We start from the raw sequence: 25882 nt of genomic DNA, 5'->3' as shown, positions 1-25882 counted from the left end.
AACATTTTGCATAACTACATACACTGAGAATGACGAAATCGATCAAACATTTGGAGGTAACAATGGAAAACAACGGACTCGGAGGAAAGAGCATTATCCTCAGACTAGAAATGAATACTCAAGAGATCAAATTCGGTGAAGTTGCATCCGCCATATTTGAAGCCGGGGGAGACATGGTTGCCATCGACGTCATTCAAGCCAGCGGCCACATTACCGTACGCGATATTACCATTACGGTCACCGACAGCGTCGATATCGAAAAAATTACAAATACAGTAAAACATTTAAAAGGCGTTCGGCTCGTCAATGTTTCGGACCGCACCTTCCTGCTGCATCTCGGCGGCAAGATCGAAACCCAGCCCAAAATCCCCATCCAAAACCGCGATGACCTATCTCGCGTCTATACGCCTGATGTCGCCCGCGTATGCTCGGCCATTCAGGAGGATCCGAAAAAAGCCTACACGCTCACGATTAAAAGAAATACGGTGGCCGTTATTTCGGACGGAAGCGCCGTGCTCGGTTTGGGCAATATCGGCCCATATGCGGCCATGCCGGTCATGGAAGGGAAGTCGATGCTCTTCAAACAGCTGGCCGGCGTAGACTCCTTCCCGATTTGCCTTGACACCCAGGACACGGAAGAGATTATAGCCTGCATCAAAGCGATGGCGCCGGCATTTGGCGGCATTAACCTGGAGGACATTTCCTCTCCGCGCTGCTTCGAGATTGAACAGAGACTGCGCGACGAGCTGGACATCCCTGTATTCCACGATGATCAGCACGGTACGGCGGTCGTTCTGTATGCGGCGCTGATCAATGCCCTTAAAATCGTCGGAAAATCCATCGATAACGTTCGGGTCGTTGTGTGCGGAATCGGGGCTGCCGGGGTGGCATGCAGTAAAATCCTCCTGTCGGCCGGCGTTAAGGACATCATTGGCGTCGACCGCGAAGGTGCGCTGGTTGCTGGAAAAGAATACAGCAATAGTATGTGGCAATGGTACGCAGAGCATACGAACCCGAACAAAGTCGAAGGTTCCCTGCGCCAAGTGATCCAAGGTGCCGACGTGTTCATCGGTCTTTCCGCAGGCGGCCTGCTTCGCCGCGAAGACGTACAAGCCATGGCTGATCAACCGATCGTATTCGCAATGGCCAACCCTACGCCGGAGATCAGACCCGAAGAGGTCGAAGATATTGTAGGCGTTATTGCGACCGGACGTTCGGATTATCCGAACCAGATCAATAACGTCCTCTGCTTCCCGGGTATTTTCCGTGCAGCCCTGGACTGCAGAGCAACTACGATTAATGAGGAAATGAAGCTGGCCGCAGCCGAAGCCATTGCATCCGCCGTATCGGACGAGGAACGCAACCCGTCGTATATCATTCCGAGCGTGTTCAACCAGAACGTCGTAAAGGCCATTCGTGAGCTTGTCGTGAAAGCAGCGGTCAAGACAGGGGTTGCCCGGAGAATTCCGCGTGAATAAGAATTCCCTCATCCGAAAGTTCAATAAACAAGCTCCTATACATGAAAGGAACACCAGACAGCGCAGACTCGGAGAATGGAGACAGCGGCTGCTTCATGGAGTGGAGGGCAAAGTGCTCGAGGTAGCTGTCGGCGCCGGCGCCAACTTCCCCTTCTATCATCCTGATAAGGTGGACGTAACGGCAGTCGATTTCAGTCCCGAGATGTTAACCCGGGCGCGCCAAATGGCATCCGAGCTTGGCATTCGGGCCACTTTCCTGGAACGGGACATCGAGACCCTGGAGCTGCCGGAACGTTCCTACGACTGCGTGGTTTCCACCCTGTCGCTATGCGGCTATGAAGATCCGGTAAAGGCATTGAACAACATCATCCGCTGGGCCAAACCCGGCGGCCGCATTTATTTGCTGGAGCACGGCATGAGCACGAACCGGCTGCTCGGCGCCGTGCAGCATCTCGTCAACCCCGCGGCACGGCGGATATCCGGGTGCCATTATAACCGGGACATGATCGATATCGTGAATGCCTCGGAACTGAACATCGTCAAGACGGAACGCTATTGGAACGGCATCATCCATCTGATCTGGGCCCAAGCAACCTGACCGTTCATACATACATTCATTTGGACCTGGCGGCATAATTTTAATATGAGCTCTTAATCATGGATATGGAGGAACTTGTTATGAACACAAGGCCTAATGCTAACGAATATTTGCCCCTCGGCGAAAAATACGTATCGCTTGTCCCTGAAGGCCATATTGCCGAGATCTTGCAGCGGCAGCATGACGAGACGTTAAGATCGCTGAGCGATCTGACGGAAGAGCAAGCTAATTTCCGCTATGCGGAAGGAAAATGGAGTCTCAAGCAGGTGATCGGCCATATCGCCGATGTAGAGCGTTTATGGAGCTATCGCATTCTCTACATTTCGCGCGGGGATGCCCGTGAATTTTCAGGGTACGACCGGGAGATTTTTGTCCAGAATTCTCCCTTCGGCCAGCTTCCTCTGCGGGAAGCCCTTAAAGATTACGCTGCCGTCAGGCAGTCCACCATTACGCTGGTTGGAAGCTTGACGGAGGAAGCGCTGCTGCGTCAGGGCACGTTCAACAACTACCCGCTCTCCGCCCGGGCGGCCGCCTATGTCATTGCAGGGCATGAGCTTCATCATATGAATATTTTGCGGGATAAATATTTAACGTAATATAGATAAGCTGCTTAGCGGCATGGACAAGTATTACTTATTCTTAAACAAAAGGGGGGCCCCAAAAGATCTTAGATCTGACGGGAACCCCTTTTTCTGTTAGGAGACGCTCCGTGTACGAATCGTTCCTCCCATTGCTGTTGCCCCCCAATTTCTCGAAATGGTTCAAAGCATGGAAGAAATCCGGGGACATATGCAGAGGATGACAGCTCAAGCTGGCTTAGCTCCAATTCCACACCTCGATGCGGCCCAAACGGAATCCCCAGAATTCCGACTCCTCCTTCAGCTTCTCCAGCTCCCGCACAGGTCCCGTGACGGTTGCTCCATAAACTTGAACTCCATTTTTCTTCAAGTAGGCCAGCCGTTGTTTGTCATCATCTACACCGTTGTATTTGATATTGTTGGTCATCCATTCAACGTCGACGATCAGCTGCTGCACATCGTCCGATTTTCCTGCCTCCAATGAGAAAAAAGTATGCCATGCAGAAAGGAAATGGTTATCGTCAAACATAATTCTGGGCCTCAATGTAAGATGGGGGATCGTGTGACCAGCGCCGCTAGAGCTATAAGTACCCAGTTTGATTTCCCTCAGTTCACCAGCATAAACAGCCATATTGGTCGCTCTAACATCATAATCCGACAGGAGCTCCAAAACATGCTCCGGTGACTTCAACGTTCGAAGCGAGAAGAATAATTCCGCTACGTTGCCGTCCTCCAGTTTCTCTAACTGGTTCATTGCACCATTCGGATGAGAGGAGTCTGTAATCTTCCCACCATCCAGAAGCGCAGAATGCAGAACAAAAGGGTCCCTTTCTTCGCGGTTCAGGTAAGGCCCCTGTTCTTCAACGGAATAGGTCAGTTCTCCCCATAACCTCTTCTTCGCGTGAAGCTCTCCGACAATCAACTGCCTTTCCCCCACATCCTTATACACTTTCAGCGATTTCTTCTGTGTGAGGAAGGGCGTCACTTCTACCAGAGACAAGCCGCGTTTATCTACCATAAGTCCACTCTCATGCAATTCAACCGTCGTCATGACAGACCTTATAAATTTATCGTTCAGGCCATTTTTTTCATAATAAATTTGGACGGCTATATAATACATGACATAAGTAAGAAACACGGCCAACGCAGCTAATAAAGCATTGAAGAGCAGCCTTGCCCTTGTCCGCCAGGTCATCCGATTAACATGCAGCATTCGTATTTTCTCCCCCTTCTCACTTAGACAACGGTTTGATTCCGCAAAGGTTACGGTAAAATCAAAAATCGCTACAGCAGCTAGAACAACAGCTACCGTAGCGATTCCGTCCACGTTATTCGATTATGGCGCTTTTCGTGGTTGGGCCGTCATGTCCATCCCAGCACTCCACATCCTGAAGCCCCTTGATGCTGTCTTTAGTGAAGACCGGATCGAGGCCTGCCCGCTTCTGCTTCAAGTAGTCATTCAGTGCGGCAAAGGCCGTTCGGGATAGCAGCGCGATGGCAATGAGATTCACGATTACCATCAATCCCATGAAGAGGTCGGCCAAATCCCACACCAGCTTCACGCTGGTCACCGAGCCGAAGATGACCATGGCCAGCACGGAAACCCGATAGATCCATACCCAAACCCGATTCGACTTCAAAAATTCGATGTTGGTTTCCCCGTAGTAATAGTTACCGATCAAGGTACTGAACGCAAACAGGAAAATCATGACCGCCAGGAAGTCGGATGCCCACGCGCCCATCTCCATGGCCAGGGCAGCCTGCGTCAGGGCGATTCCATCAAGTCCGGTCTGCTGGTATGCGCCGGTAAACAGAATAATGAATGCCGTGCTTGTACATATGACCAGCGTATCGATCAGGACGCCCAGCGCCTGAACTAGTCCCTGCTTCGCCGGATGGCTTGTCGTTGCGGTCGCCGCTGCGTTCGGTGCGCTCCCCATGCCGGCTTCGTTGGAGAACAAGCCTCTTTTGATCCCGTTCATGAGCGCGGCACCGATCGATCCGCCGACCACCTGCTCATAACCGAACGCGCTTTTGACGATTAGCGCAAAAACCTCCGGCAGCTTGGTGATGTTCGCCAATACGATAAACAACGCGGCACCGACATACAGCACAGCCAGAATCACGACGATCAGCTCCGACATTTTGGCAATTCGCTTCACTCCGCCAAAGATGATGGCCGCAAAAACAACCGCCATGATGATTCCGAGGGTTAAACGATCCGTGCCGAAGGAATTCTGGAAAGCAATCGTAATCGTGTTGGATTGAACCGCGTTAAACACAAGACCGAAGGACAAGGTGATCAGGATCGCAAACAGCACGCCCATCCACCGCTTTTTTAAACCTTGCTGCATGTAATAGGCGGGACCTCCGCGAAATCCGCCCGCTCCATCCTTTACCTTATAAATCTGCGCCAATGTGCTCTCAATAAAGCTGGAGGCCGATCCGATGATCGCAATGATCCACATCCAAAATACGGCCCCCGGCCCCCCAAGCGAGATAGCCAGGGCAACGCCGGTAATGTTCCCGGTCCCGACGCGGGCCGCCATGCTGATGGCAAACGCCTGAAACGGGGAAATGCTGCCCTTCGTTTTGCTCTTGGGTTCGCGGATGACCCGGAACATCTCGCCGATCAGGCGAAACTGCAGGAACTTGGTGCCCACCGTAAAATACAGGCCAAACGCTATCAGCAATACGATAAGCAGTTTAGACCATAGAAAATCGTTAAAGATAGTAACTACCTGCTGTACAATTTGATCCATTCTCTACCCTCACTATATAAATGTCATCACCCATGGTGTAGGTTTGTGAAAAATAGCCCATGTTACATCTAACCATTACTCCCCACGTGGAGACAAGAGGTTAATTGTGGAAGGGGAGGCAGGGTGAACAGATCCAGCTCCTTCAATGGATCCCCTATAAAAAAAGACCCTCTCCTCGCGGGTGAGCGCAGGAAAGGGTCTTATCCGTAAGGCTGCTTGCCTCAGCTTGCTTACAATGATGCAGGATTCGTGCCCGTGTAAATCAGAATCGCATCGCGGAGGAACTTGGCGGTTCCAGGCTGCTTCTCGTCATAATGGGCGGTAAACCGCTCATCGTCAACATACATCTGGGCAAGGCCGGCATGGGCTTCTTTGCTGTAATCATTCCAATAATAGGTGAGCCAACGCTTGTGCAGATCGGCTGCCTTCTGGGCGAGCTCGCCGGCAGGATCGCCCTGCTTAAACGCTTCGGCCAGCGTTTCGTACAGCTCCTCCGCCAGACGCGTTACTTCATCATGCTGCGCTTGCGTCATATTTTTCAGCTTGGCATTGGATTGATTTACAGTTTCGTCGCCATACTTCTCGCGAATTTCCTTACCGTATTTCTTCTCATTATCATCAATCAGCTTCTGCTTGAATCCTTCGAATTTCTCTTGGTCACTCATCGTTTTTCTCCCTTCGGCGGAGGCTATCGTGTTCTCCACATTGGTAATCAGCAAATCCAGTTGCCTTCTCTTGTCTAGGAGCTGCGCATGGTGTTCCTGGAGCGCCTTGGTCCGATTGAAGGATGGTGAGGTCATAATCGCTTTGATACCGTCCAATTGCAGCCCAAGCTCCCGGTAAAACAAGATCTGCTGCAATTGGTCAACCTCCTCCTGCCCGTAAATCCGATACCCCGACGAGTTGATTCTGGCCGGCTTCAGAATCCCGATCTCATCGTAATAACGGAGGGTTCGCGTGCTTATTCCCGCCAACTTCCCAAGCTTCTGCACCGTGTATTCCATGGTTTCACCTCCTGACAAACTCAATGTACACCTTTACGTAACGTTAAGGTCAACACTTTGTGAGAAAAAAATGTTGAATTTCTTATATATAAAAAAAGAAACTGAATGTATTCTTAATAGAATACCATCCAGTCTCTTCAGCAATCCAATCTCGATTCAATCGTTATTCCGTATCCTCATCCGTTTCTCCCGCAGCCGCAGTCGACTTATCAGCGTCCGTATGCTTCTCGTTCACCCATTGCTTCAAGGGCTCGGTCATTTGATCTTTCAGCTTCTGAATCAGTTGATCCTCCGTCACTCCCTTCGCCGCCGCGATCTCGGCCAACGATTGTCCTTCTTCCATTCCGGCCTTCAGCTCGTCCTCCGACACTCCGAGCAATGCCGCGATTTCCTCCGGATTGCCGAATTTGCCGAACCCTCGTCCTCCTTTGCCATGACCTTTCCACAAACCGGCGTCGCTGCTCTCTACGATTTGGGTAAGACGGTCGCTCAGACCCTCTTTCCACTCGGCTGCTTCGGTTTCCGTAATGCCGCCATCGCTCAGACGCTCATCGATCTTGGCGGTTTCCAGCTCGATCAGCTTCTGAACGAACGCGGATTGGGCCATTCCCTTGCCTTCGGCAATTTCGGCAAACGTGCTGCCCGCTTCAAGCGCCGTCCGGATATCGGCCTCCGTCAGCCCAAGGATTTCGGCCGTTTCCTTCACGATGCTGCCGCCCCGAGGTCCGCCCGCCTTATGACCCATCCACTTCCCTTCCCGGTTCTTCGCTGCATCCGAAGCCGTTGTGTCCGTTCCCGTCTGACCGTCCTGAGCTGCCGAGGCTGCCGTATTCGTGCTCGCCGCGGCAAAGGTTTTGTTCTGAAGATACCCGGCTCCCCCCAGCACGATCGCTGCCGCCATACTGCTTACTAATACTTTTTTGCTTATCGGATTCATCGTCATCTCTCCTTCTAGAATCATGGTTTGTCTTGCTATTTGAAGTATAGGGACGGAATCTGAAAGCAGTCTTAGGGGAAGGTTATGCCAGGCTTAGGCTAAGCTGAAGGTTTGCTGAATGTGGCGCTATGCCAATCGGCTTACGTACATCATGAAGCTGCGGGGTACATCCAGACGCTAGTCGGAAATGGGTGCGGGAGCTAACAAGCGAAAGAAGGCGGGACATGCCAAAAAACCGCGCACATCTGGATGGCGAGCGCGGTGTCAGCAGGAACTAGCGAAAAGACAACGTACGGGAGGAGGCCAGCTTGCGTACCGTCAGCCACAAGGACAAGAGGAGCAGCAGCTCGAATACGTTTGTGGCAGCCGAGCTTTCGATCGGGATCGGTATGGCGCTCCCGGCAGCCATCAGCACCGTGCCGATGAACAGCAGCGGCGTCTTTTTTCTCCGCCATACGATAATGCCTGCCGTCAGCAGCGGGATCAAAATCAGGATCACCATGAGCGGCGGCCCCCCGGATTCGGACGAAACGTAACGCAGCGCTCCGTACTCCATGGATGGTTGGAGCTTGAGCGGCAAGGTCTCCGTCACCACCTCGAGCACGATCAGCGCTGCGGTGAAAAGCCAGGCCCCCCATGCGGCGGCCGGCCTGCTGGTCCAAGGGCTCCCGGCCTTGCGTATCAGGTCGAACGACACGAGCACAAGCAGCGGCGTGGCCAACGCATGCACCCAGAAACGCGCAACGTTAAGCCCCTCCAGCAGATCTCCTTCCCCCATGTATTTTCCGATGCCGATCACGCCGTTATCCCAGACCAATCCGGCCGTTACGATCAGCAGCAAGTACCGAAGCCCCGGTGACGCATCCCGCCTCATCAGCACGCACCCATACAGAAACAGCACGGCATATATAGCGGCCAAGCCCAAATACAGCACAGAATCCATGGTTACATACCTCCTGTCATCCTAATTCCTCATGAGCGGATTTCGATCGACTCGTATAGTACGTACTGATAGGTTTTATACCCGTTAGCCCGCCATCCTAACCTAAGTGTATGTATATGAAGCAGAGGCTGCAGAAGATGCCGCGATTATGTAATGGAGCCGCAAAAAGGAATGTCCGGCGCGCGAAGCGCAAAAAACCGCCGGAGCCAGCTCTCCCGCGGTTTCTAGCCTTATTTCCTGCTAAGTGGCCTATTCTCTCGTCCGATCAGATCAAGGCTCCTGATTTTCCTTCTCCTCCGCTTCCGAAAGGGCCCGTTTGCCCAAATTCGTCAGCACGACATCATCCATCGGCGGATTATGAAGACCTGCCCGGACATCCCGGTACATACGCTCCAACGGGAGCTTCCGGGAGAGACTCAATCCCCCAACGATCCGCATGGCCTGATCGACAATCCGGACCGCCGCATTGGTCACGACGTACTTGGCAAGCCCAAGCTCGGGTTTGAGCGCGGCGCGGTTCTCCGCTTCCTTGTCCCAGCGGTCGGCGGTTTGGTACAGGTAACTGCGGGCCGTCAGCAGGTCCACTTCGATTTGGGCGATCTGCCTTTGGACATTCGGCAATTCGGCAATGGGCACCGTCAAGGAGTTCGGTTGATGACGACGGGCAAAATCGATGGCAAAATTCCGCGCGGCATAAGCAATCCCCATATAACATGCCGGGATATGGAGCAGAATGCCTTCCGTAGGCACGGGAAACTCAGGCTTCTCATAATCGGGTCCCCGAATGACTTCCGTGTCCGGCACGAATACGTCCTCCAGAATCACGTCATGGCTTCCCGTTGCCCGCATGCCCATCGTATTCCAGGTCTCTTCAACCTTGACCCCGGGCCCGCTGCGAACGAGGAACGCGCCGACCTTCTCGCTATGCTCGATTCCGGCCGTAACCACGAATTGCTTCAAGATCGGGCTTAACGTGCTGAAGGTTTTGCGTCCGGTGATGCGCCAGCCGCCCGACATCCGCCGTGCCGTCGTCTCCGGCCTTCCGCCCCGGCTGGGGCTCCCCGTCGCAGGCTCGCTCGCCAGTTCATTAATGACCGTGCCTTCTGCTACAACGTCTCTGCACAATCTCTCAAATAACGGCTCCGGCCAAGCCCCGGAAAGGCGCAGCTGCAGTATCTGCCCGATATGCCAGCCTACGGCCAGCGCCGTAGACCCGTCTCCTCGGGCGAGCCGTTCCTGGGCAAGCACCATTTCGTATACGGAGCCTTCTTCTCCTCCAAAGGCTGCCGGAACGGTCAGCTTCAAATAACCGGACTCCTTCAAATCATCGAAATTCTCGAACGGAAACGATCCCTCCAGATCGTGCTGAGGTGCTCTTTCCGCGAATATCGCTCCCAGCTTGTCGGCCCGGGCCGCGATCACCGCTTCGCGTTCATTACGTATGAATGGATCTGTGGAACCGAATCGATTCAAGTTCGTCCCCTCCTTGATAACCCTTCTATTCCGATGGATATATGCTAAAATTGTAGCAACCCTGTTTTGGGGTGTCAATGAAAGAGCTCAGATACCGCTAGATCGCGTACTCCGACAGAAATGAAGCGATCGCCTCGTTCACCTCGTCGGGGTTATCCAAATTCGTTGCGTGATGAGCGTTTCGAATGATTTTCAACTGCGCGTTCGCGATTTGTTCCTGCATGTATGCCTGCTGCCTTCGGATCATCGTGTCGCTTTCGCCTTGAAGCAGCAATACCGGACACTGGATTTTGTGCAGATCATGCGTGCTGTCCATTCGGGTCACCGCATCCCATATCCGAATCCAATCGGAATGAGCAATGGAGCCAAAAGCTTGCTCAATATAGGCTTGATTGCTCTTATTAAATTTGGATAACATCCTGCCTTGTATTTTTCCGGATAAGGACATCGGCATCAGATAACTTGTTAAACGGTTTACCGGCACGAACATGCGCTCGAACCAATTAAACGCATTCGTGAACGGCGTGCCGATCAGTACCAGGGCCGCAACCTTCTCCGGATAGCGAACGGCAGTCTGCAGCGAAATATGACCGCCCAGGGACAGCCCGCAAAGCGTCGCTTGTTCAATGCCGAGTTCGCTTAGCAAATCCGCCAAATCCCTGCTGAAATCCTCCGAATCCACCTTGCCATTCGGCAAGGAAGAGAAGCCATGCCCCCGGATATCCCACACCACGGTTTGATACCGACGGGAGAAGGCATCGACTTGAGGCTGCCACTGTTTATGATTCCAGGAAGCTCCGTGCGTAAATACCAGCGGCTTCCCTTCTCCCTTCACTTCATAATACAATTCGACTTCCCTTCCTTTGTAAACCGGCATAGCCCTCCACCTCTCCATAATAAAATGGGCATTATTCCGTACCGCCTTGAACAAGCGAGGCGAATATGACCTGAAAGCACTCGTCAAACAGTTCGTCCAAGCTTCGGTCCGACTCTTTGACCCAGATCAGCATGGCGCCGCTGATCGCGGCTTGCAGCACCCGGCTGACCCGTGCCACGTCACATGGTACGATCTCTTTGTTCGTGATCGCCTGATCCAGCATCTTTCGGGTAAACTCATCGATCAGCTGCAGCCGGTACCGGGTCTTCTCCAGCAAATCCGGATCATTCGTCCCTTCCAGATAGAAGGAGGTATGGTTGGCCAATTCCACAGGATCCTTCATATGCGAGACGGCATCCCTGAACACCGTTTTAAGCGCCTCGATTCTGGATTGGCCGGACAAGTCCGCATCGTGGAAGGCTTGTTTGGTTAATTCAATGACATAATCGCTGTAAGCCAGGAGCAGATTCTTCTTCGACCCGAATCGCTTCATTAAGGCTGCCGGCGAGATGTTCATTTCATGCGTGATGTCGGTTAAGGCCAACTGGCCGTACCCTTTTTTGCATAGTGCCCGGTAGACGCCGTGGAAGATCACCTCGTCTTGAAATTCGCGAGGCCTTACCATGCGCGTTCCTCCCATCGTTAGTGAATGATTATTTACTAACCATTATTTCATAAACATTATTCCATGTAAATGTAATATTGGTCAGGTTGAAGGCGCTGGACATAACCAACGGCTTCCCTGGCAGCAAGATATGCAAATGACCTTCTAAGTGATCGAAATATCGCTGTTTTGTTGATCGTTTGATAGAAATAGCGCAACTTCCTTATACTCTTGGGCGGAATTAACCTCTATACTGTCAGTAGAAGGAAGGAAACCATAATCTAGGAGGAGCTGAGCACATTGCGTACCAAATTCATTTACCAGGCACCTGCAAACGGTTATCCCGAATGGAATAATAATCCGAATATTTTTCAGTTGAACCGTCACAGAGCCCATGCTTACATGATGAATTTCCCGACGGAGTCCGAGGCGCTGAGCCTTGACCACGCCATGTCCCCCTGGTACCAGTCATTAAACGGGACCTGGAAATTCGCTTTCGCCAAAACGCCTGAAGAGCGCATCCAGAATTTCTACGAGGCCGATTACGATTCCGGGAGCTGGGCCGATCTTCCCGTCCCTTCCCATTGGCAGCTTCAAGGCTATGACTATCCTCAATATACGAATGTAAGATACCCCTGGGCCGAATCGGAGCCTGAATTGAAAGCCCCCTTCGCACCGACCCGATACAATCCCGTGGGCTCCTACATCCGTGAATTCACGGTACCTGAAGCATGGAAGGAACAGCCCGTTTATATTAGCTTCCAAGGTGTTGAATCCGCTTTCTATGTATGGGTGAACGGCGAGATGGTCGGGTATAGCGAGGATACGTTTACGCCGGCCGAGTTCGACCTTACCCCCTATCTGATTGAGGGCAAGAACAAATTAGCCGTTGAGGTATACCGATGGTGCGATGCGAGCTGGCTTGAGGATCAGGATTTTTGGAGGCTTAGCGGAATCTTCCGCGAGGTCTATCTCTATTCGGTCCCTGCCGTCCATATCTCCGATTTCTTCGTGCGCCCGGTTCTTGATGACGAGTACCGGCATGCCGAGCTGCAAATCGATGCAGCCGTCACGAATTATTATAACGAGACCATCGACAAGGACACGCTCCAGCTGGAGGCGCTTCTCTACGATCAGGACCGGCAGCTGGTCCAGAAACAAACGCTCACCATTGCGGATTACATCATTGACGAGGGCAGCTTTACCCTGAGCATGAACGTCCCCGAACCCGAGAAATGGAGCGCGGAATCGCCTTATTTGTACACCGTTGTCCTGGCATTGAAGAATACGGACGGAGCTTGCCGCGGAGCCGTAAGCTGCCGCACGGGATTCCGCCGCTTCGAGCTGAAGGACGGGCTTATGCGAATCAACGGTCAGCGCATTCTGTTCAAAGGCGTGAACCGGCATGAATTCTCCCCGGATACCGGGCGGGCCCTCAGCCGTGAAGACATGATCACCGATATTGAGCTGATGAAGACACATAACATTAATGCGGTACGGACTTCCCATTACCCGAATCAATCCGCATGGTATGACCTCTGCGATGAATACGGGTTATATGTCATCGATGAAACGAACTTGGAGACGCACGGAACCTGGACGTATGGGCAGCAGGAGCTGGAAGAAACGGTGCCCGGCAGCAAGCTGGAGTGGCGCGACAACGTATTGGACCGCTGCAATTCGATGTTCCAACGCGACAAGAATCACCCCTCGGTCATCATCTGGTCGCTTGGCAACGAATCGTTCGGAGGCGACAACTTCATTGCGATGCACGATTTTCTGAAGGAAGCCGACCCGTCCCGGCTGGTTCATTACGAGGGAATCTTTCATTACAGGGCGTCCGAAGCGGCCAGCGACATGGAATCCACCATGTATGCAAGGCCGCAGGATGTGGAGAAGTATGCCAACAGCAATCCGGACAAGCCTTATATCATTTGCGAGTACAGTCACGCGATGGGCAATTCCTGCGGCGGCCTTCACCTGTATTGGGAGTTGTTTGAGAAGTACGACATTTTGCAGGGGGCTTTTATATGGGATTGGATCGATCAAGCAATCCGCACCCAAACGGCGGACGGAATACCATATTTGGCGTACGGCGGGGACTTCAACGAAACGCCGCATGACGGCAACTTCAGCGGGAACGGCCTGATCTTCGCGGACCGAACCAAAACCCCTAAGCTGGACGAAGTGAAAAAATGCTACCAGAACGTCAAGTTCGAAAGCCTGGATCCTGCCGCAAGCCGGATTCGGGTCAGCAACCGCTTCTTGTTTACCAGCCTCGATTCGTATCTTGTACAATGGGACGTAACGCTAAACGGCAAAGTCAGCCAATCCGGCACGCTCGAGCTCTCGCTTCAGCCTGGTGAGCAAACGGAAATCCATGTTCCGTACTCCCCCGTGGAGGACGAAGGAAAAGAAGCGATTCTCACCGTCTCCCTCGTTCGGAAGGAGAGCACCAAGTGGGCGCCTGCGGGACATGAGGAGGCTTGGGAGCAGTTTGTGCTGACGCCGTATATTGCCGAGCAGCCCGAAACGGACGCTCTTGCAAGCGTGCAGGCTCTGGAAGCTGCCGAGTCGGATGAAGAGCTTATCATCAGGGGTTCTGCCGTCTCGTTGCGTTTCCATCTTGGCACCGGCGATCTGACATCCTACGCACTGTCCGGCAGGGAATGCCTGCTGGCGCCGGCAAGACCGAATTTCTGGCGGGCCGTCACCGACAACGATCTGGGCAACCGGCTCCCTGAACGCAGCGGCGTGTGGAGAACGGCCCATGATCGGCGAAAGCTGCTGACTTTGCGCTGGCATGCGGAAGGCCCTGCCGTCGTGGTATCCAGCCACTATCGGATAGAGACCAATCCCGTATCCAGCCTGACGCTGGAATATCGAATCTATCCGGACGGCACTGTCCGCGTGCATGAAACCTTGATCCCTGGCGCCGGTCTGCCCGATATTCCGGAAGTCGGCATGCTGTTCTTGCTTGATGATGGACTCGATACGCTCAGCTGGTATGGGCGGGGACCGCATGATAATTATTGGGACCGGAAGACAGGAGCCAAAATCGGCCGATACGAGGGCAAGGTCGCCGATCAGTTCGTCCCTTATCTAAGGCCTCAAGAGTGCGGGAATAAAACGGATGTGCGCTTCGCACTGCTAACCGGGGAGAATGGAGGGGACGGACTGAAATTCGAAAGTTCCTCCCTCATGGAGGTATGCGCACTGCCGTGGACGCCGGAGGAACTGGAGGGCAGCGACCATGCGTACAAGCTCCCGCCAAGCGATAAAACCGTCCTGCGCATCAATTACAAGCAAATGGGCGTCGGCGGCGACGACAGCTGGGGAGCGCCGATCCATGAAGAATTCACGCTGCCTTCCAACCGCACGTACAGCTTCGGCTTTACGATGGGGGCAGCACGCTAGCACGCTGACCTACTCGATAGGACACATGCAAAAAGAGCAGCTTCGTGTAGAAGCTGCTCTTTTTATGTTTTCGGCAATTCCATGCCCTCTCACCACGGAGGAGTGGGCACAAGGACGTTTAGCCCTATTCCTGAATCGTGCCCGATGCTAGTTCGCCATCGCTTAGGCGTGCGCCCCCTGCAGCTCGCGGCGATCCGATTCGTCCCGAATGTCGCCCACGATCTCCTCCAGAATGTCCTCCATCGTCACCAGCCCGATCGCCGTGCCGGATTCGTCCGTCACGACGGCCATATGCACGCGGATTTGCTGCATCTTGATCAGGACGTCCTTGATCGAAGACGACTCCGGAAAACGCGGCATGTCGTGAATAAAGTCATTCACGCTGCAGTTTCTACCCGCCGCTATGCCCGTCAGCATCTCCTTCGTATGGATAAACCCGATAAAATCCTCCGCGCGTCCCGATTCCGTCACCGGGTAACGGGTATAGTCGTACTCGCCCAGAACCTCCAGGATATTGGCAAGCGGCCACCCTCGTTCTACCGTAACGATCCGATCTCTCGGGACCATGATTTCGCGCAAGGTGCGCTCTTCAAAAGCAAATATATTGGTCAAATATCCCATCTCGGTCTGGTTTATTTCGCCGCTCTCGTAGCTCTGGTCCACGATCCACTTCAGTTCCTCCTCCGAATGGACCGTTTCATGCCCTGCCGGCTTTACGCCGAATACTCGAAGCAGGAGACGCGAAGCTCCATTCAATGCATAGATGAACGGATACATGATCTTCCCGAACCAATACAAGGGAGACGCCAGCAGCAGCGTCATTTTCTCGGCAAATTGGATCGCCAATGTTTTAGGCGCCAGTTCCCCGATGACGACATGCAGGAACGTGATGATCCCGAGGGCAATGGCATAAGAGAGTACCGTTGCCACCGCCGCCGGCACGTCGAATCGTTCAAACAGCGGATGCAGCATCCTTTCGACGGTCGGTTCGCCCAGCGCGCCCAGCACGAGAGCCGTAATAGTGATTCCAAGCTGGCAGGCTGACAAATAGTAATCCAGTTCATGGGCTACCTTCCTGGCCGTGACCGCCCGTTTATTCCCTTCGGCGATCAATTGATCGATCCGGGACAGCCGCACCTTCAAGATGGCGAATTCGGCTCCTACGAAAAATGCAGTCAGTCCGATGAACACAGCTACCAAAAATAAATTCAACGCGATTATTCCGTCCAATGATTTCCCTCTTGCGAGGGATTCACCTCCAAAAAAGTTATGGTCTGAATGTACACGGGATCATGCCATGCCTAGATCATCCGTGTCTGAGAATGACGTGTTTGATCTGAAAATTATCCGTTTCCGCTACGGCCCATATATGCTCGCCATGCTGGATCTCATCGCCGTCTTGAGCCGTCGTGCCTTTCTGGTACTGTATCCAGCCGCCGATCGTATCCATCTCCTCGTTATCCTCGAATACCAAGCCGAAGCGCTTCTCAAGCTCCTCCAAGAGAACCCGTCCGCTTATCAGGTATTCGCGTTCCCCGATCTTCCGGATATCCGCTACTTCATCTTCATCGAATTCGTCTCGAATTTCCCCTACGATCTCTTCCAAAATATCCTCCAGGGTCAGGATCCCCGCCGTACCGCCGTATTCATCAATCACCAAAGCCATATGCATCTGCTCCTGCTGCATCTTCAGCATGGCATCCTGGATCGGCGTAATTTCAAGCACGACCGGGAGGTCCCGAACGAATTCTTCCAGCTTGCGGTCTCGTCCGGCCACGATGTGGGGCAGCATCTTCTTGACGTTGACGACGCCAACCACCCGATCCTTGCTGCCGTCCTCGATGACAGGGTACCGCGTATAGTTGTGCTCATCCAGGATACGGACGATGTCCGGGTATTCCATGCTTTTATCCAGGGTGATCAGATCCGTTCTCGGTACCATGATGTCTTTGGCCACGCGCTCATCAAACGAAAACACGTTTTCCATGTAAGCCAGCTTGGTCCCATTGATCTCGCCGCCCTGAAAGCTCTGCGCCATGACGATGCGCAGTTCCTCCTCCGTATAAGCCTGCTCATGCGGCGCAGGTTTTACGCCGAATGCACGAAGCAGCACGCGCGAGGCTCCATTCAACGCCCAAATGAACGGATACATCAGCTTGCCGAACCAATACAGCGGGGCTGCAAGGAGCAGCGTCGTCTTTTCCGAGAATTGAATAGCCAAGGTCTTGGGCGCCATCTCTCCCACCACGACATGCAAAAAGGTTACGAGAATGAACGCTATGGCGTAAGAGGCAATCGAGGCCGTCGAAGCCGATACGTCAAACCAATCGAATACCGGGTACATGAAACGCTCAACGGCCGGCTTGCCGATGGCCCCGAGCCCCAGCGCCGTCACCGTAATGCCGAGCTGGCAGGCCGAGAGATAGTAATCGAGATCGCCGGCTACCTTTTTGGCAACAACCGCCTTCTTGTTTCCTTCCGTTATCAATTGATCGATCCGCGACATGCGGATTTTAACGACGGCAAACTCGGACGCCACGAAAAAAGCGGTCAACGCAATCAGTATGGCAAGTATGATTAAATTAGTGATGGTAATAATGTCCAATGATTTCCCTCTTCAGAGGGATTCACCTCCAGATTGAATTAAAGGCCATGTGCTTTTGCATCTGAACAGGTCATTCTATATACGATATTTCCATGAAAAAGAGGTAGTTCGCAGAAGAGAATATTACAACCTAATTCCGCAATTTGATCCATTTGCAATAACGCCTTCCCAATGTACTACCTCCTCTCCTGGAATCTATTTTTCATATTTATGAAAAAAATTATATCATGACTGTAATCAAACCATCCAGTTGCACGTTATGGTTTGTAGGCGAATTCCAGCACGAATTCACATAATTCTCACTTGTTTGATGAGGTATATTCCTTCTTAGTGCTAAATATGCCCTGTTATGCATTAAAGTGCCCACCCCATCCGGTGCTCATCCATTCATAACCAACACGGGATCGGTCTTGAAGGATATGCGCGCGGGTTCGGCTAACATAAAAAACCGCAGGATCGTGATGCTGGATCCTGCGGTTCTGCCACTGCTAATGAACGAATCTCGTTATCAATGGAGATCTACGGTTTTGTTTATTTCCGAGTCGCCCCTAGGCTCTTGGCCCACCATTTTCTTGAAGAAGGCTTTCACCGTTTTCGTTTTGTTTCCGGTTTCCCAATACTCCGCGGTGTCCGTGTCCACCTTGATCAGAATAATGTTGGGATCGTCGTAGGACGTCTGCAGAAATTTTTCGTACGCCGCATTCCAGAGCGACTTCTTCTTCTCCAGATCATCCACGACTTCGGCTTTGCCTCGGATCGATACGTAGGATTTGCCCACATAAGCGACATTCACGTTGGGATTCGCCAGGATTTCTTCGTATTTGCTGGTATCCCGCTTCGTTAAGAACCACAAGTCGCCGTCGAATTCGATATCCTGCGTCTGCATCGGTCTGGCATTGATCCCGCCCTCCGATATCGTGGAGAACATGGCCGTTTCGATATCCTTGATAATCTCCTTCACGGTTTCGACCGCTTCCTGGTTTACAACGGTTCCGTTTGCCATCTCAATCACCCCATCCTTGTATTTAGTCTCTAATTACACTTCCCATAAATAAGTTAAACGATGAATCATGTAACATTTCGTGTCCATTCGTACGATCTTCCTGTATGGATTCAGGCCGAAACGGAACCGTTCCCTGCGCAAAAAAAAGCCGGAACTGCAAGCGCAGTCCGACTTTTTCGCACGAAAACATTCATTTTAAAAGGACAGCTTCATATCATCACACCTGCACTCTGAATTCCAGCGCGTAAACGGATGTAGGCCGTAAGTTGTAGCCTTGGCTCCATGCCTCTGCCGGAACCCTGCTTTCCTTGCACATAATACGTTCCGGCTGGAAAACGGAGTTAATGTCATCGTAAGAATCGCCGGTGATTTCGTAAAGGGTCGTTTCCCCGGAAGCCTCGAAGGCCTTCAAATCCAGCACGGCCCTAACCGCCTCCAGGCTTCGATTTACGATCAACACGGTGACGATGCTGCCGTCGTCATTCGTCCCCGCCACGATGTCCAGGTCTGGAAGCGCGTCAAGTGCCATAGACGTCTCCTTCCTCGAAGCCACGGAGAAGGTTCCGCATTCCGCTTGGACGGGAAGGACGCGCCGAACGTCCCGATTGGCGTAAAGCTTCAGCACTTCATAGGTTGGCGTCCCGTAGATCGTAAGGGGATGCCCGCTCCAGCCGGGCTGCTTGCCGCAGTATTGGTCCGCATAATAGTCCCCGACGCGTATGCAGCCGCCCAGCCAGCCATTCACCAGGTCAGAGAAGCTGCCGATGTGCACCATGTCGCTGCAGCGCATCATTTCATTCAGGTTGGCGGCATTGGCCACTGCGGCTCCCAGCGTGTGCTCGTTCGGCAGCCCTTTTCGCACCGTATTCGGATAATACATCGTGTTGTATTCGGTGATCGCCAGCTTGACATGGCTGTGCTCCGGGCGGGACCGGATCAGCTCCGTCGTCTGCCGGACATGGTGCCGGGTCCACTCGGGATAAGAGGCAATCGCCTTATAGCGTTCCTCCGCCGGCGTATCCCGGTTCATGCCGAAAGGGCCGTAGCCGTGATACAAATGCAGCGTCAAATAATCGATGCTCTCGCCGGCCAGGTCCAGCACGGCCTTATTCCAGTTCTGCTCGTAATGACCGCAGGCCAGCAGCACGATGGAGGGGTCCGCCTCCTTCATGGCCTTGGCAAACGATATCGTCCGCTCCGCAAACCGCTCTGCCGTGCAAGTTCCGACCTGCCATTGGCCCCACACTTCGTTGCCGATCTCCCAGTACTTGACGTTATACGGCTCAGGGAAGCCGTTCCGGGCACGTAAAGCCCCCATCGGCGTATCCGCGCTCCCGTTGCAGTATTCGATCCACTGCGCGGCTTCTTCAGGGGTGCCCGATCCGTCGTTCACGCAAATCAGGGGCTCCACCTCCAGCTCTCGGCAAAAGCGGATGAATTCGTCCGTTCCGAAATATTTGCTGGTCCACCCTCCCCAGGCCTCATTGTACATGACCGGCCTTTCCAGGACGGGACCGACGCCATGCTCCCAATGGTAAGCACTGATGTAATTGCCTGCGAGTCTCATCATGCCCGCATTCAAATCTTTAGTCATCTCGACCACTTCGCGTTTGACCAAGGCAATGCTGTCGACGGGCAGCAAGGAGACGTGATCGATCCAGAGCATGCCGGTGGACACGTGATCGACCCACCTTGGATGTTCTGCAGGAACATATACCCGGATCTCGGCATCAGTGCATTCGCGCGATATGGACAGCTGCTCTTCGTAGTGCTGCCAGTTATGGCTGCCAAGCTCCATGCGAAGCTGGCCAAGCGTCTCTTCCGTGCGCCGGTCGACAGCTTCCACCATCACGTATTGAAGCTCAATGGAGGCGCGGGCGACAAGCCGGACCGTATAGTTCATCGGCCCCTTTAATGCCGCCTTCTGCGTTATGCCGGCATAAGCTTCGTCATCGCTCAGGATGCGGATGCGCTGGGCTCTTCCCGAATGCCGGGGCGCCGGTGCTTCCATCGCGTACTGGGTGTTGCGTCCGTTCGTATACGCGCGCCAGCTTCCCGATACCGGCGTCATCGTTTCTGCCTCGCTCTCAAAATCCATGTCCTTCAGCGGAAACGCGAGCATCGCCTCCATATGGTCCCGGATATCCTCCACAAAATGACCGAACAGATACGGATTAATCTCATGCTCGCTCTTGCGGCTGCAATCAATGGTAATCGTTGCGTTCGTATTCAAGAATATAACCTCCAATGGAATTTTAGGGTGAGCCGTGCGATCATACCGGCGTTACCCCTTGATCGAGCCGATCATGACGCCTTTCACGAAATGCCGCTGCACCAAAGGATACATCAGCAGTACAGGCAAACTGGATACGATAATGACCGCGTATTTGATGCTTTCGGCCAGCAGGATGCTTTTTTCCAATCCCACGCTGCCATCCACGGCATCCGATTGGCTGATCAGCAAAATTTCGCGCAGCACCAGCTGAAGCGGGTGCAGATCTTCGTTTCGGATGTATATGAGTGCGTTAAAGAACGAATTCCAGTGGCCGACCGCATAAAACAACACCATGACCGCCAGGATCGGCTTCGATAAGGGCAGGATGATGCTAAACAGCAGCCTCCAATTGGAGCACCCGTCGATATGGGCCGCCTCCTGCAGCTCCCAGGGAATGCTCGATTGGAAATACGTCCTCATTACGATCAGATTGTACGTCGCGATTGCGCCGGGAATGATCAGCGCCCACATCGTGTCGACCATCCCCAGATCCTTGACCAACAGATACGTCGGAATCAGCCCGCCGTTGAAGAACATGGTCAGCGTGATCAGTACCATGATCCCGTTGCGTCCGGGAAGATCGGGTCTCGACAGCGGATATGCTGCCAAAATCGTCATGATGATATTGATCGCCGTGCCGACGGTCGTATAAAGGATGGTATTGCGATATCCCGTCCAAATCTTGTCGTTGTGCAAAATATTCTCATAGGCATCCAGCGTCACGCCCTTCGGCAGCAGCCAAACTTCGCCGTTCAATACCCGTGCCGGATCGCTGAACGAAGCGCTGACGATAAACAACAGCGGGTACAGCACGATGACGATAATGATAGCGGCGATCGCGTAGATCAGGATGTCGAATAGCCGTTCACTCGAGGCTTCCTTTACTGTCGATGGCTTGGACATGTCGGTCCCCCCCTTTACCATAAGCTCGTCTCCGACGTCTTGCGCGCAATGCGGTTCACAAGCAGGAGCAGCACCAGATTGATGACGGAATTAAACAGCCCGATCGCGGCCGTATAACTGTATTCCCCTTTTAAAATGCCCGTCGTGTAGACAAACGTGGAGATGACGTCGCTTGATTCCAGATTCAAGTTGTTCTGCATCAATAATATTTTCTCGAAGCCCACGTTCATGAAATGGCCGATATCCAAAATAAGCAAAATAATGATGACTGGCGCGATGCCCGGCAAGGAAATATGCCAAATGCGCCGCAGCCTTGAAGCCCCGTCCATCTTCGCCGCCTCGTACAGCTGCGGGTTCACCCCGCTCAGCGCCGCAATGTAGATAATGGACTGCCACCCCATGCTCTGCCATATGTTAGAGCCGATAAAGATGGTCTTGAACCAGCCCGCTTCCTCCAGAAAGCGGATCGGCGTGCCGCCGAGTGCCTCGATCAACAGATTGATGGGACCGCTGGTCGGCGACAGGAACACATTCAGGATGCCGACGATTACAACTACCGATATAAAATGCGGTATGTACGTAATGTTCTGCAGCCATTTGCTGAAGGTCTTGCTGCGTATTTCGCTGATGATTAAGGCCAGCAGGATCGGAATCGGAAAGGCAATCAAGAGCGAGAACAAATTGATGGACAGCGTATTCCACAGCAGCCGCCAGAAATAATACGAGTCGAAGAAGCGTTCGAAGTGTCCGAAGCCCTCCCAGCTGCTGCCGAGAATGCCTTTGGCCGGATTGAAATTTTTAAAGGCAATCTGCAGCCCGTACAACGGACCGTAGTGAAACACCAAATACCAGACGATGGGCAGTAGCAGCATGAGATACAGATCATACCGCTTGGCCATTTGCTTTAAGAGGCGGGGGCCCCGCCTCGAATCGCTTCGAGGCAGAACCATCGCTTTATCGGCGTTGGCGCTCTTCATGGGCATCCACTCCTTCACGATGATGTGGCAGCTTTATTTCTCCATCTTGTCATAAGCATCCTGATACAATTTCTCCAGTTCGCCGATCTTCATCTTTTGGAGCGTGGATTGGAATTCCCCCCACTTGTCGAAGCTAAGCGCGCCCGCAATGAATTTCGTGCTTTGCTCTTCGTAGTATTTGTCGATGTCGTTGCGCAGAATGTTGACCTGCTGCGCGGTTTGCTCGTCAAACATCGGGGCGGCGTAACGAACCTTCGGCATGAACGGATCCAGCTGCTGCTGCGCCTCCTGCACCTGCGGCGGGTTGATGAACGAAGCAACCTGTTCGCTGATGATGTGAGGGGCCCCTCCTCCCGCATAAGGCGTGATTTTGGCCTGATTGGTAATATCCTTCAGGAAATCCTCTGTATAGTACGGGATCCCATCCTTGAGTTCGTAATGCTCTCCTTCTCTGCCGAAGCGCAGAAGAGTAGATCCTTCATCGCTGTAAAAATAATCGATCCAGCGCATCGTGACTTCCGGGTACTTGTTGATGGACGTAATGGCAAAGGCTCCAAAGTCCCGCGCAATCGGCAAGGCCTGGCTTTGCATCCGGTCTCCGTTCGGGCCTGCCGGCGGCGCGATTCCGGTATACTGATCCTGGATCGACAAGAAGTTATTGTTGGTCTGGTCAAAGAAGAATCCCGTATTTCCCGACCCTTGCTTGGCCAAATACTGAGCTTCCGTGTGGGAGAATATCTCAGGGTCCAAAAGCTTTTCCTTGTATAGCTTGTTTAAATACATCAACATCTCTTTATTTTTGTCGCTGCCCATCCAGATGCTCACTTTGTCATTTTCAATATTGATGTTATACCCGAGCTGCGTATCCAGTCCGAATGATCCGCTCATCGCGGCCACGATCGACAATCCGACACGTGCCGTCATCGGAAGCTCATCCTGCTTCCCGTTGCCGTTCGGGTCTCCGTCGCGGAAGGCCAGCAGCACCTCATACAGTTCGTCCGTCGTCTCCGGCACCTTCAGATTCAGCTTCTCCAGCCACATCTGGTTGATCCATTTCTTATCCGTACGCGCCGCGCCCAGCGTCACAATGCCGGGAATCGCATAGATGTGCCCCTCCGGCGTCGTGATGCCCGAACGGATTTCGGGATATTCCTCCATCAATTTCTTCAGGTTCGGCGCGTATTCGTCGATAAGGCCTTCCAGCGGAATCAATTGGCCTGCCGATCCGTAGCGAACGGCTTCAAGCGGCGAGAGCCCGGAACGGAACAAGGCGTCAGGCAGCTCGTTGGAAGCGAACAGCAGGTTTTTCTTCTCCTGGAAGCCGTCCGTCGGCGCCTCGATGAATTCAACCTTCACATTGCTCAATTTCTCGTAATCCTGGAATACCGGCATCTCCTTGAACGGACCGTTCACGGGTGCAATCCGGGTGAACATTTTCAGTTCCACCGCTTGATCCACGATCGGAAACCCCGTGGTATGTACGACATTCTCCGCACCTTCGGGTGCGGCTTCCTTCTTCGATCCTCCATCGGAACTGCATCCGGCCAGCATCAAGCTGGAAACGATCATGGAGATGACCGCGTTTCTTCCCCAGCGTCTACGCATGTATCAGCTACCCCCATATTTTCTTATTCACCAACCTTATTTGTAAGCGTTTACCGTTGGTGTGTGTGATTATTATAATTCAGCCGCCTTGACGGTCCGTTACAAAAATTTGACCATTTACTCCACATATTTTACGGTTTAGAACAAGGCGGCTTTCGAGTTTGTTTACCTGCCGATCCGAATACTTGGTTTTATCCTTATCCTCTACCCAGGCGGTTCAAATACTCCTGCGGGGTCAGGCCCGTCATTTCCTTGAATACTTTGAAAAAATAATTATGGGTCGTAAACCCCACTTGTCCGCTGATTTCCTTGATCGAGTATTTGCCGCTTTCCAGCAGCTTGCGCCCCGCATCGATCCGAACCCGATTCAGATACTCCGAGAACGTCCGCTGCGTCTCTTCCTTGAATATTCGGCTCAAATAGGAGGAATTCAGGCCGATGGCGCCCGCGGCAAGCTCCAGCGTCACGTAACCCGGGTACCGCTCCAGAATAAAGTGTATGGCCTGCGTGACATGCCGGGAATACGGCCCTCCCGCCCGGTGCTGCTTCAGCAGTCCGAGCAAGCCTGCATAGAAGGATTGCAGCCACTGCACCAGCTCCCCGACGCTGCCGATCCTTCCGAGCTCGCTTCGGGAAGGGAGCTTTTCCTTGGCGTCTTCCGTCCCTGGCAGCCAGGTTTTCAGTGCCTTGTCCCCGGTTTGCATGAGCTCGCTGACCATCATCTGGACCGTATGCGAATGGATCGGCAGGTGGTGGATGGAAGCAAAAACAGAGTCGATTAAACCGTGCACGCCTTCGATGTCCAGTCGTTCAATCGAAAGCAGCAGCTGTTTGTGTTCCTCGATCGTTAGAGACACGCGTTGGTGGTATTCATCGGCAAGCCCGCCGGCCCGGCCCGGCATCCTGGGGGCCGCGCTGCTGCCGGACGGCTCCGAGCGGGAAGCATCGAGTAACCGTTCGGCGGAGCCGTAGCTTGTTCCGAGTTGGGTCAGGCTGGTGCACACATGTCCGACGGCGCTTACGCATTTTAAATTGAGGAACAGCTCAAGCGCATGCTGAAGCTTCCTCATCTGTCCGTCGATTTCGCTCTTTATGGCATGCTCGCTCCGTTCCTTAAACGCAAACACGATCATGAACCGTCCATCCTCCACATAAGCTGCCGTCCGCTCCCGGATATCGCCGAGGCTCTGCTGCATCATATCGACTACCTGCTGAACCAGCCGATTCGTCTGCACGTCGCTGTATGACTCCGTCAGCAGTAGGAACGGAACAATCTGCAGGGCCGCGGCCGCATAGCTTGACGCACCGCTGTACAGGCTGTTTTCTCGCGAAAATGCCTCAACCTCCAGGGTTGCCTCCTTCCGTCCCCTGACCAGATGCGCGATGTAGTCGCGGATCTGCACGGGATTTATCCGCTCGGTCTTAACCTTGCGGGCCTCGCTCTCTTCCAGCAGCCGATCCGCCCGGCGCAATTCAAGGACCGCTTTGTTAAGCAAGGCAGCAAGCGTCGCACCGTCCAGCCGATGCTTCAATAAATAATCGATGGAGCCGTTCTTCAGGCACTCCCGCACGTAGTCATAATCATCAAAGCTGCTGAGCATGATCGTCTGAATGGACGGAAACCGCGCCTTAATCGCCCGATTGAGCTCCACGCCGTTCATTTCCGGCATATTCACGTCAATAATCGCGATATGTGGAGGAGACTGCTCGATCATCGCGAGCGCCATGATACCGTTATGGGCTTGGCCGCATAATTCGAATCCGTGCTCATTCCAGTCCAATAGCGTTCGCAGATCATGCCGTACCAGCGGTTCGTCGTCAACAAGCAGCACTTGAAACATGG

General features: G+C 53.2%; 20 protein-coding genes. 4 read left to right on the top strand and 16 right to left on the bottom strand.

The genetic code is table 11. The annotated features are described in order from the left end of the window. Nucleotides 1-62 precede the first annotated feature (62 nt). From AC3RCL_RS03850 to AC3RCL_RS03840, 3 genes are all read left to right on the top strand, one after another. Nucleotides 63-1478 carry an NAD-dependent malic enzyme gene (locus AC3RCL_RS03850; RefSeq protein ID WP_090912644.1) on the top strand — a complete coding sequence of 472 codons (1416 nt, stop codon included), beginning with the start codon at nucleotides 63-65 and terminating at the stop codon, nucleotides 1476-1478. Next, entirely contained in the window at nucleotides 1471-2076 is a 606-nt protein-coding gene (locus tag AC3RCL_RS03845; protein WP_492534603.1) for a class I SAM-dependent methyltransferase, read from the top strand. Before AC3RCL_RS03850 ends, AC3RCL_RS03845 begins: the two co-directional genes overlap by 8 nt. A gap of 80 nt (nucleotides 2077-2156) precedes the next feature. After that, entirely contained in the window at nucleotides 2157-2672 is a 516-nt protein-coding gene (locus AC3RCL_RS03840; protein ID WP_096777061.1) for a DinB family protein, read from the top strand. A gap of 220 nt (nucleotides 2673-2892) precedes the next feature. Here AC3RCL_RS03840 and AC3RCL_RS03835 read toward each other — a convergent pair whose 3' ends face one another. The 8 genes from AC3RCL_RS03835 to AC3RCL_RS03800 form a co-directional block, all read right to left on the bottom strand. Continuing rightward, nucleotides 2893-3867: an anti sigma factor C-terminal domain-containing protein gene (locus AC3RCL_RS03835; RefSeq protein ID WP_492534602.1), complete on the bottom strand. Its 975-nt coding sequence runs from the start codon at nucleotides 3865-3867 to the stop codon at nucleotides 2893-2895. Between the two features lie 115 nt (nucleotides 3868-3982). Continuing rightward, entirely contained in the window at nucleotides 3983-5416 is a 1434-nt protein-coding gene (locus AC3RCL_RS03830) for an alanine/glycine:cation symporter family protein (protein WP_492534601.1), read from the bottom strand. A 230-nt stretch (nucleotides 5417-5646) separates the two neighbouring features. Then, nucleotides 5647-6420: a MerR family transcriptional regulator gene (locus AC3RCL_RS03825; protein ID WP_213580178.1), complete on the bottom strand. Its 774-nt coding sequence runs from the start codon at nucleotides 6418-6420 to the stop codon at nucleotides 5647-5649. A gap of 163 nt (nucleotides 6421-6583) precedes the next feature. Further along, nucleotides 6584-7357 carry a hypothetical protein gene (locus AC3RCL_RS03820; RefSeq protein ID WP_492534600.1) on the bottom strand — a complete coding sequence of 258 codons (774 nt, stop codon included), beginning with the start codon at nucleotides 7355-7357 and terminating at the stop codon, nucleotides 6584-6586. Nucleotides 7358-7631: 274 nt separating this feature from the next. Continuing rightward, complete coding sequence (locus AC3RCL_RS03815) at nucleotides 7632-8300, bottom strand: hypothetical protein (protein WP_096777065.1); 669 nt, start codon at nucleotides 8298-8300, stop codon at nucleotides 7632-7634. A gap of 270 nt (nucleotides 8301-8570) precedes the next feature. Further along, complete coding sequence (locus AC3RCL_RS03810; RefSeq protein WP_492534599.1) at nucleotides 8571-9773, bottom strand: acyl-CoA dehydrogenase family protein; 1203 nt, start codon at nucleotides 9771-9773, stop codon at nucleotides 8571-8573. A 97-nt stretch (nucleotides 9774-9870) separates the two neighbouring features. Further along, on the bottom strand, nucleotides 9871-10650 hold the full coding sequence (locus AC3RCL_RS03805; RefSeq protein ID WP_492534598.1) for an alpha/beta fold hydrolase: 780 nt from the start codon (nucleotides 10648-10650) through the stop codon (nucleotides 9871-9873). 31 nt (nucleotides 10651-10681) lie between these two features. Continuing rightward, entirely contained in the window at nucleotides 10682-11275 is a 594-nt protein-coding gene (locus tag AC3RCL_RS03800) for a TetR/AcrR family transcriptional regulator (RefSeq protein WP_096777068.1), read from the bottom strand. A 279-nt stretch (nucleotides 11276-11554) separates the two neighbouring features. Between AC3RCL_RS03800 and lacZ the strand changes: the two genes are divergently transcribed. Then, complete coding sequence (gene lacZ, locus AC3RCL_RS03795) at nucleotides 11555-14671, top strand: beta-galactosidase, LacZ type (RefSeq protein WP_492534597.1); 3117 nt, start codon at nucleotides 11555-11557, stop codon at nucleotides 14669-14671. A gap of 162 nt (nucleotides 14672-14833) precedes the next feature. On the opposite strand, the gene AC3RCL_RS03790 is transcribed toward lacZ, so the two are convergent. The 8 genes from AC3RCL_RS03790 to AC3RCL_RS03755 form a co-directional block, all read right to left on the bottom strand. After that, on the bottom strand, nucleotides 14834-15901 hold the full coding sequence (locus AC3RCL_RS03790; RefSeq protein WP_009590516.1) for a hemolysin family protein: 1068 nt from the start codon (nucleotides 15899-15901) through the stop codon (nucleotides 14834-14836). A gap of 76 nt (nucleotides 15902-15977) precedes the next feature. After that, the gene (locus tag AC3RCL_RS03785) at nucleotides 15978-17276 is read right to left on the bottom strand and encodes a hemolysin family protein (RefSeq protein WP_096777070.1); all 1299 of its coding nucleotides are present in this window, start codon (nucleotides 17274-17276) and stop codon (nucleotides 15978-15980) included. 508 nt (nucleotides 17277-17784) lie between these two features. Then, complete coding sequence (locus AC3RCL_RS03780; protein WP_213580173.1) at nucleotides 17785-18279, bottom strand: pyridoxamine 5'-phosphate oxidase family protein; 495 nt, start codon at nucleotides 18277-18279, stop codon at nucleotides 17785-17787. Nucleotides 18280-18496: 217 nt separating this feature from the next. Beyond that, the gene (locus AC3RCL_RS03775) at nucleotides 18497-20512 is read right to left on the bottom strand and encodes an alpha-L-arabinofuranosidase family protein (RefSeq protein WP_375121841.1); all 2016 of its coding nucleotides are present in this window, start codon (nucleotides 20510-20512) and stop codon (nucleotides 18497-18499) included. 51 nt (nucleotides 20513-20563) lie between these two features. Further along, complete coding sequence (locus tag AC3RCL_RS03770) at nucleotides 20564-21457, bottom strand: carbohydrate ABC transporter permease (protein WP_096777073.1); 894 nt, start codon at nucleotides 21455-21457, stop codon at nucleotides 20564-20566. A gap of 14 nt (nucleotides 21458-21471) precedes the next feature. Further along, on the bottom strand, nucleotides 21472-22434 hold the full coding sequence (locus tag AC3RCL_RS03765; protein WP_192569786.1) for an ABC transporter permease: 963 nt from the start codon (nucleotides 22432-22434) through the stop codon (nucleotides 21472-21474). Between the two features lie 33 nt (nucleotides 22435-22467). Further along, nucleotides 22468-24039: an extracellular solute-binding protein gene (locus tag AC3RCL_RS03760; protein ID WP_096777075.1), complete on the bottom strand. Its 1572-nt coding sequence runs from the start codon at nucleotides 24037-24039 to the stop codon at nucleotides 22468-22470. A gap of 197 nt (nucleotides 24040-24236) precedes the next feature. Beyond that, nucleotides 24237-25880 carry a response regulator gene (locus AC3RCL_RS03755; RefSeq protein WP_096777076.1) on the bottom strand — a complete coding sequence of 548 codons (1644 nt, stop codon included), beginning with the start codon at nucleotides 25878-25880 and terminating at the stop codon, nucleotides 24237-24239. Nucleotides 25881-25882: the final 2 nt, after the last annotated feature.

This window comes from Paenibacillus sp. MT86, from assembly GCF_058792535.1.
This window is presented reverse-complemented; position numbering and strand designations above follow the sequence as displayed.

Excerpts from the sequence above, each read along its gene's own strand:
- AC3RCL_RS03850 (WP_090912644.1), top strand. The coding sequence starts at position 63 with ATGGAAAACAACGGACTCGGAGGAAAGAGCATTATCCTCAGACTAGAA.
- AC3RCL_RS03840 (WP_096777061.1), top strand. The coding sequence starts at position 2,157 with ATGAACACAAGGCCTAATGCTAACGAATATTTGCCCCTCGGCGAAAAA.
- AC3RCL_RS03835 (WP_492534602.1), bottom strand. The coding sequence starts at position 3,867 with ATGCTGCATGTTAATCGGATGACCTGGCGGACAAGGGCAAGGCTGCTC.
- AC3RCL_RS03830 (WP_492534601.1), bottom strand. The coding sequence starts at position 5,416 with ATGGATCAAATTGTACAGCAGGTAGTTACTATCTTTAACGATTTTCTA.
- AC3RCL_RS03825 (WP_213580178.1), bottom strand. The coding sequence starts at position 6,420 with ATGGAATACACGGTGCAGAAGCTTGGGAAGTTGGCGGGAATAAGCACG.
- AC3RCL_RS03820 (WP_492534600.1), bottom strand. The coding sequence starts at position 7,357 with ATGAATCCGATAAGCAAAAAAGTATTAGTAAGCAGTATGGCGGCAGCG.
- AC3RCL_RS03815 (WP_096777065.1), bottom strand. The coding sequence starts at position 8,300 with ATGGATTCTGTGCTGTATTTGGGCTTGGCCGCTATATATGCCGTGCTG.
- AC3RCL_RS03805 (WP_492534598.1), bottom strand. The coding sequence starts at position 10,650 with ATGCCGGTTTACAAAGGAAGGGAAGTCGAATTGTATTATGAAGTGAAG.
- AC3RCL_RS03800 (WP_096777068.1), bottom strand. The coding sequence starts at position 11,275 with ATGGTAAGGCCTCGCGAATTTCAAGACGAGGTGATCTTCCACGGCGTC.
- AC3RCL_RS03780 (WP_213580173.1), bottom strand. The coding sequence starts at position 18,279 with ATGGCAAACGGAACCGTTGTAAACCAGGAAGCGGTCGAAACCGTGAAG.
- AC3RCL_RS03770 (WP_096777073.1), bottom strand. The coding sequence starts at position 21,457 with ATGTCCAAGCCATCGACAGTAAAGGAAGCCTCGAGTGAACGGCTATTC.
- AC3RCL_RS03765 (WP_192569786.1), bottom strand. The coding sequence starts at position 22,434 with ATGAAGAGCGCCAACGCCGATAAAGCGATGGTTCTGCCTCGAAGCGAT.
- AC3RCL_RS03760 (WP_096777075.1), bottom strand. The coding sequence starts at position 24,039 with ATGCGTAGACGCTGGGGAAGAAACGCGGTCATCTCCATGATCGTTTCC.
- AC3RCL_RS03755 (WP_096777076.1), bottom strand. The coding sequence starts at position 25,880 with ATGTTTCAAGTGCTGCTTGTTGACGACGAACCGCTGGTACGGCATGAT.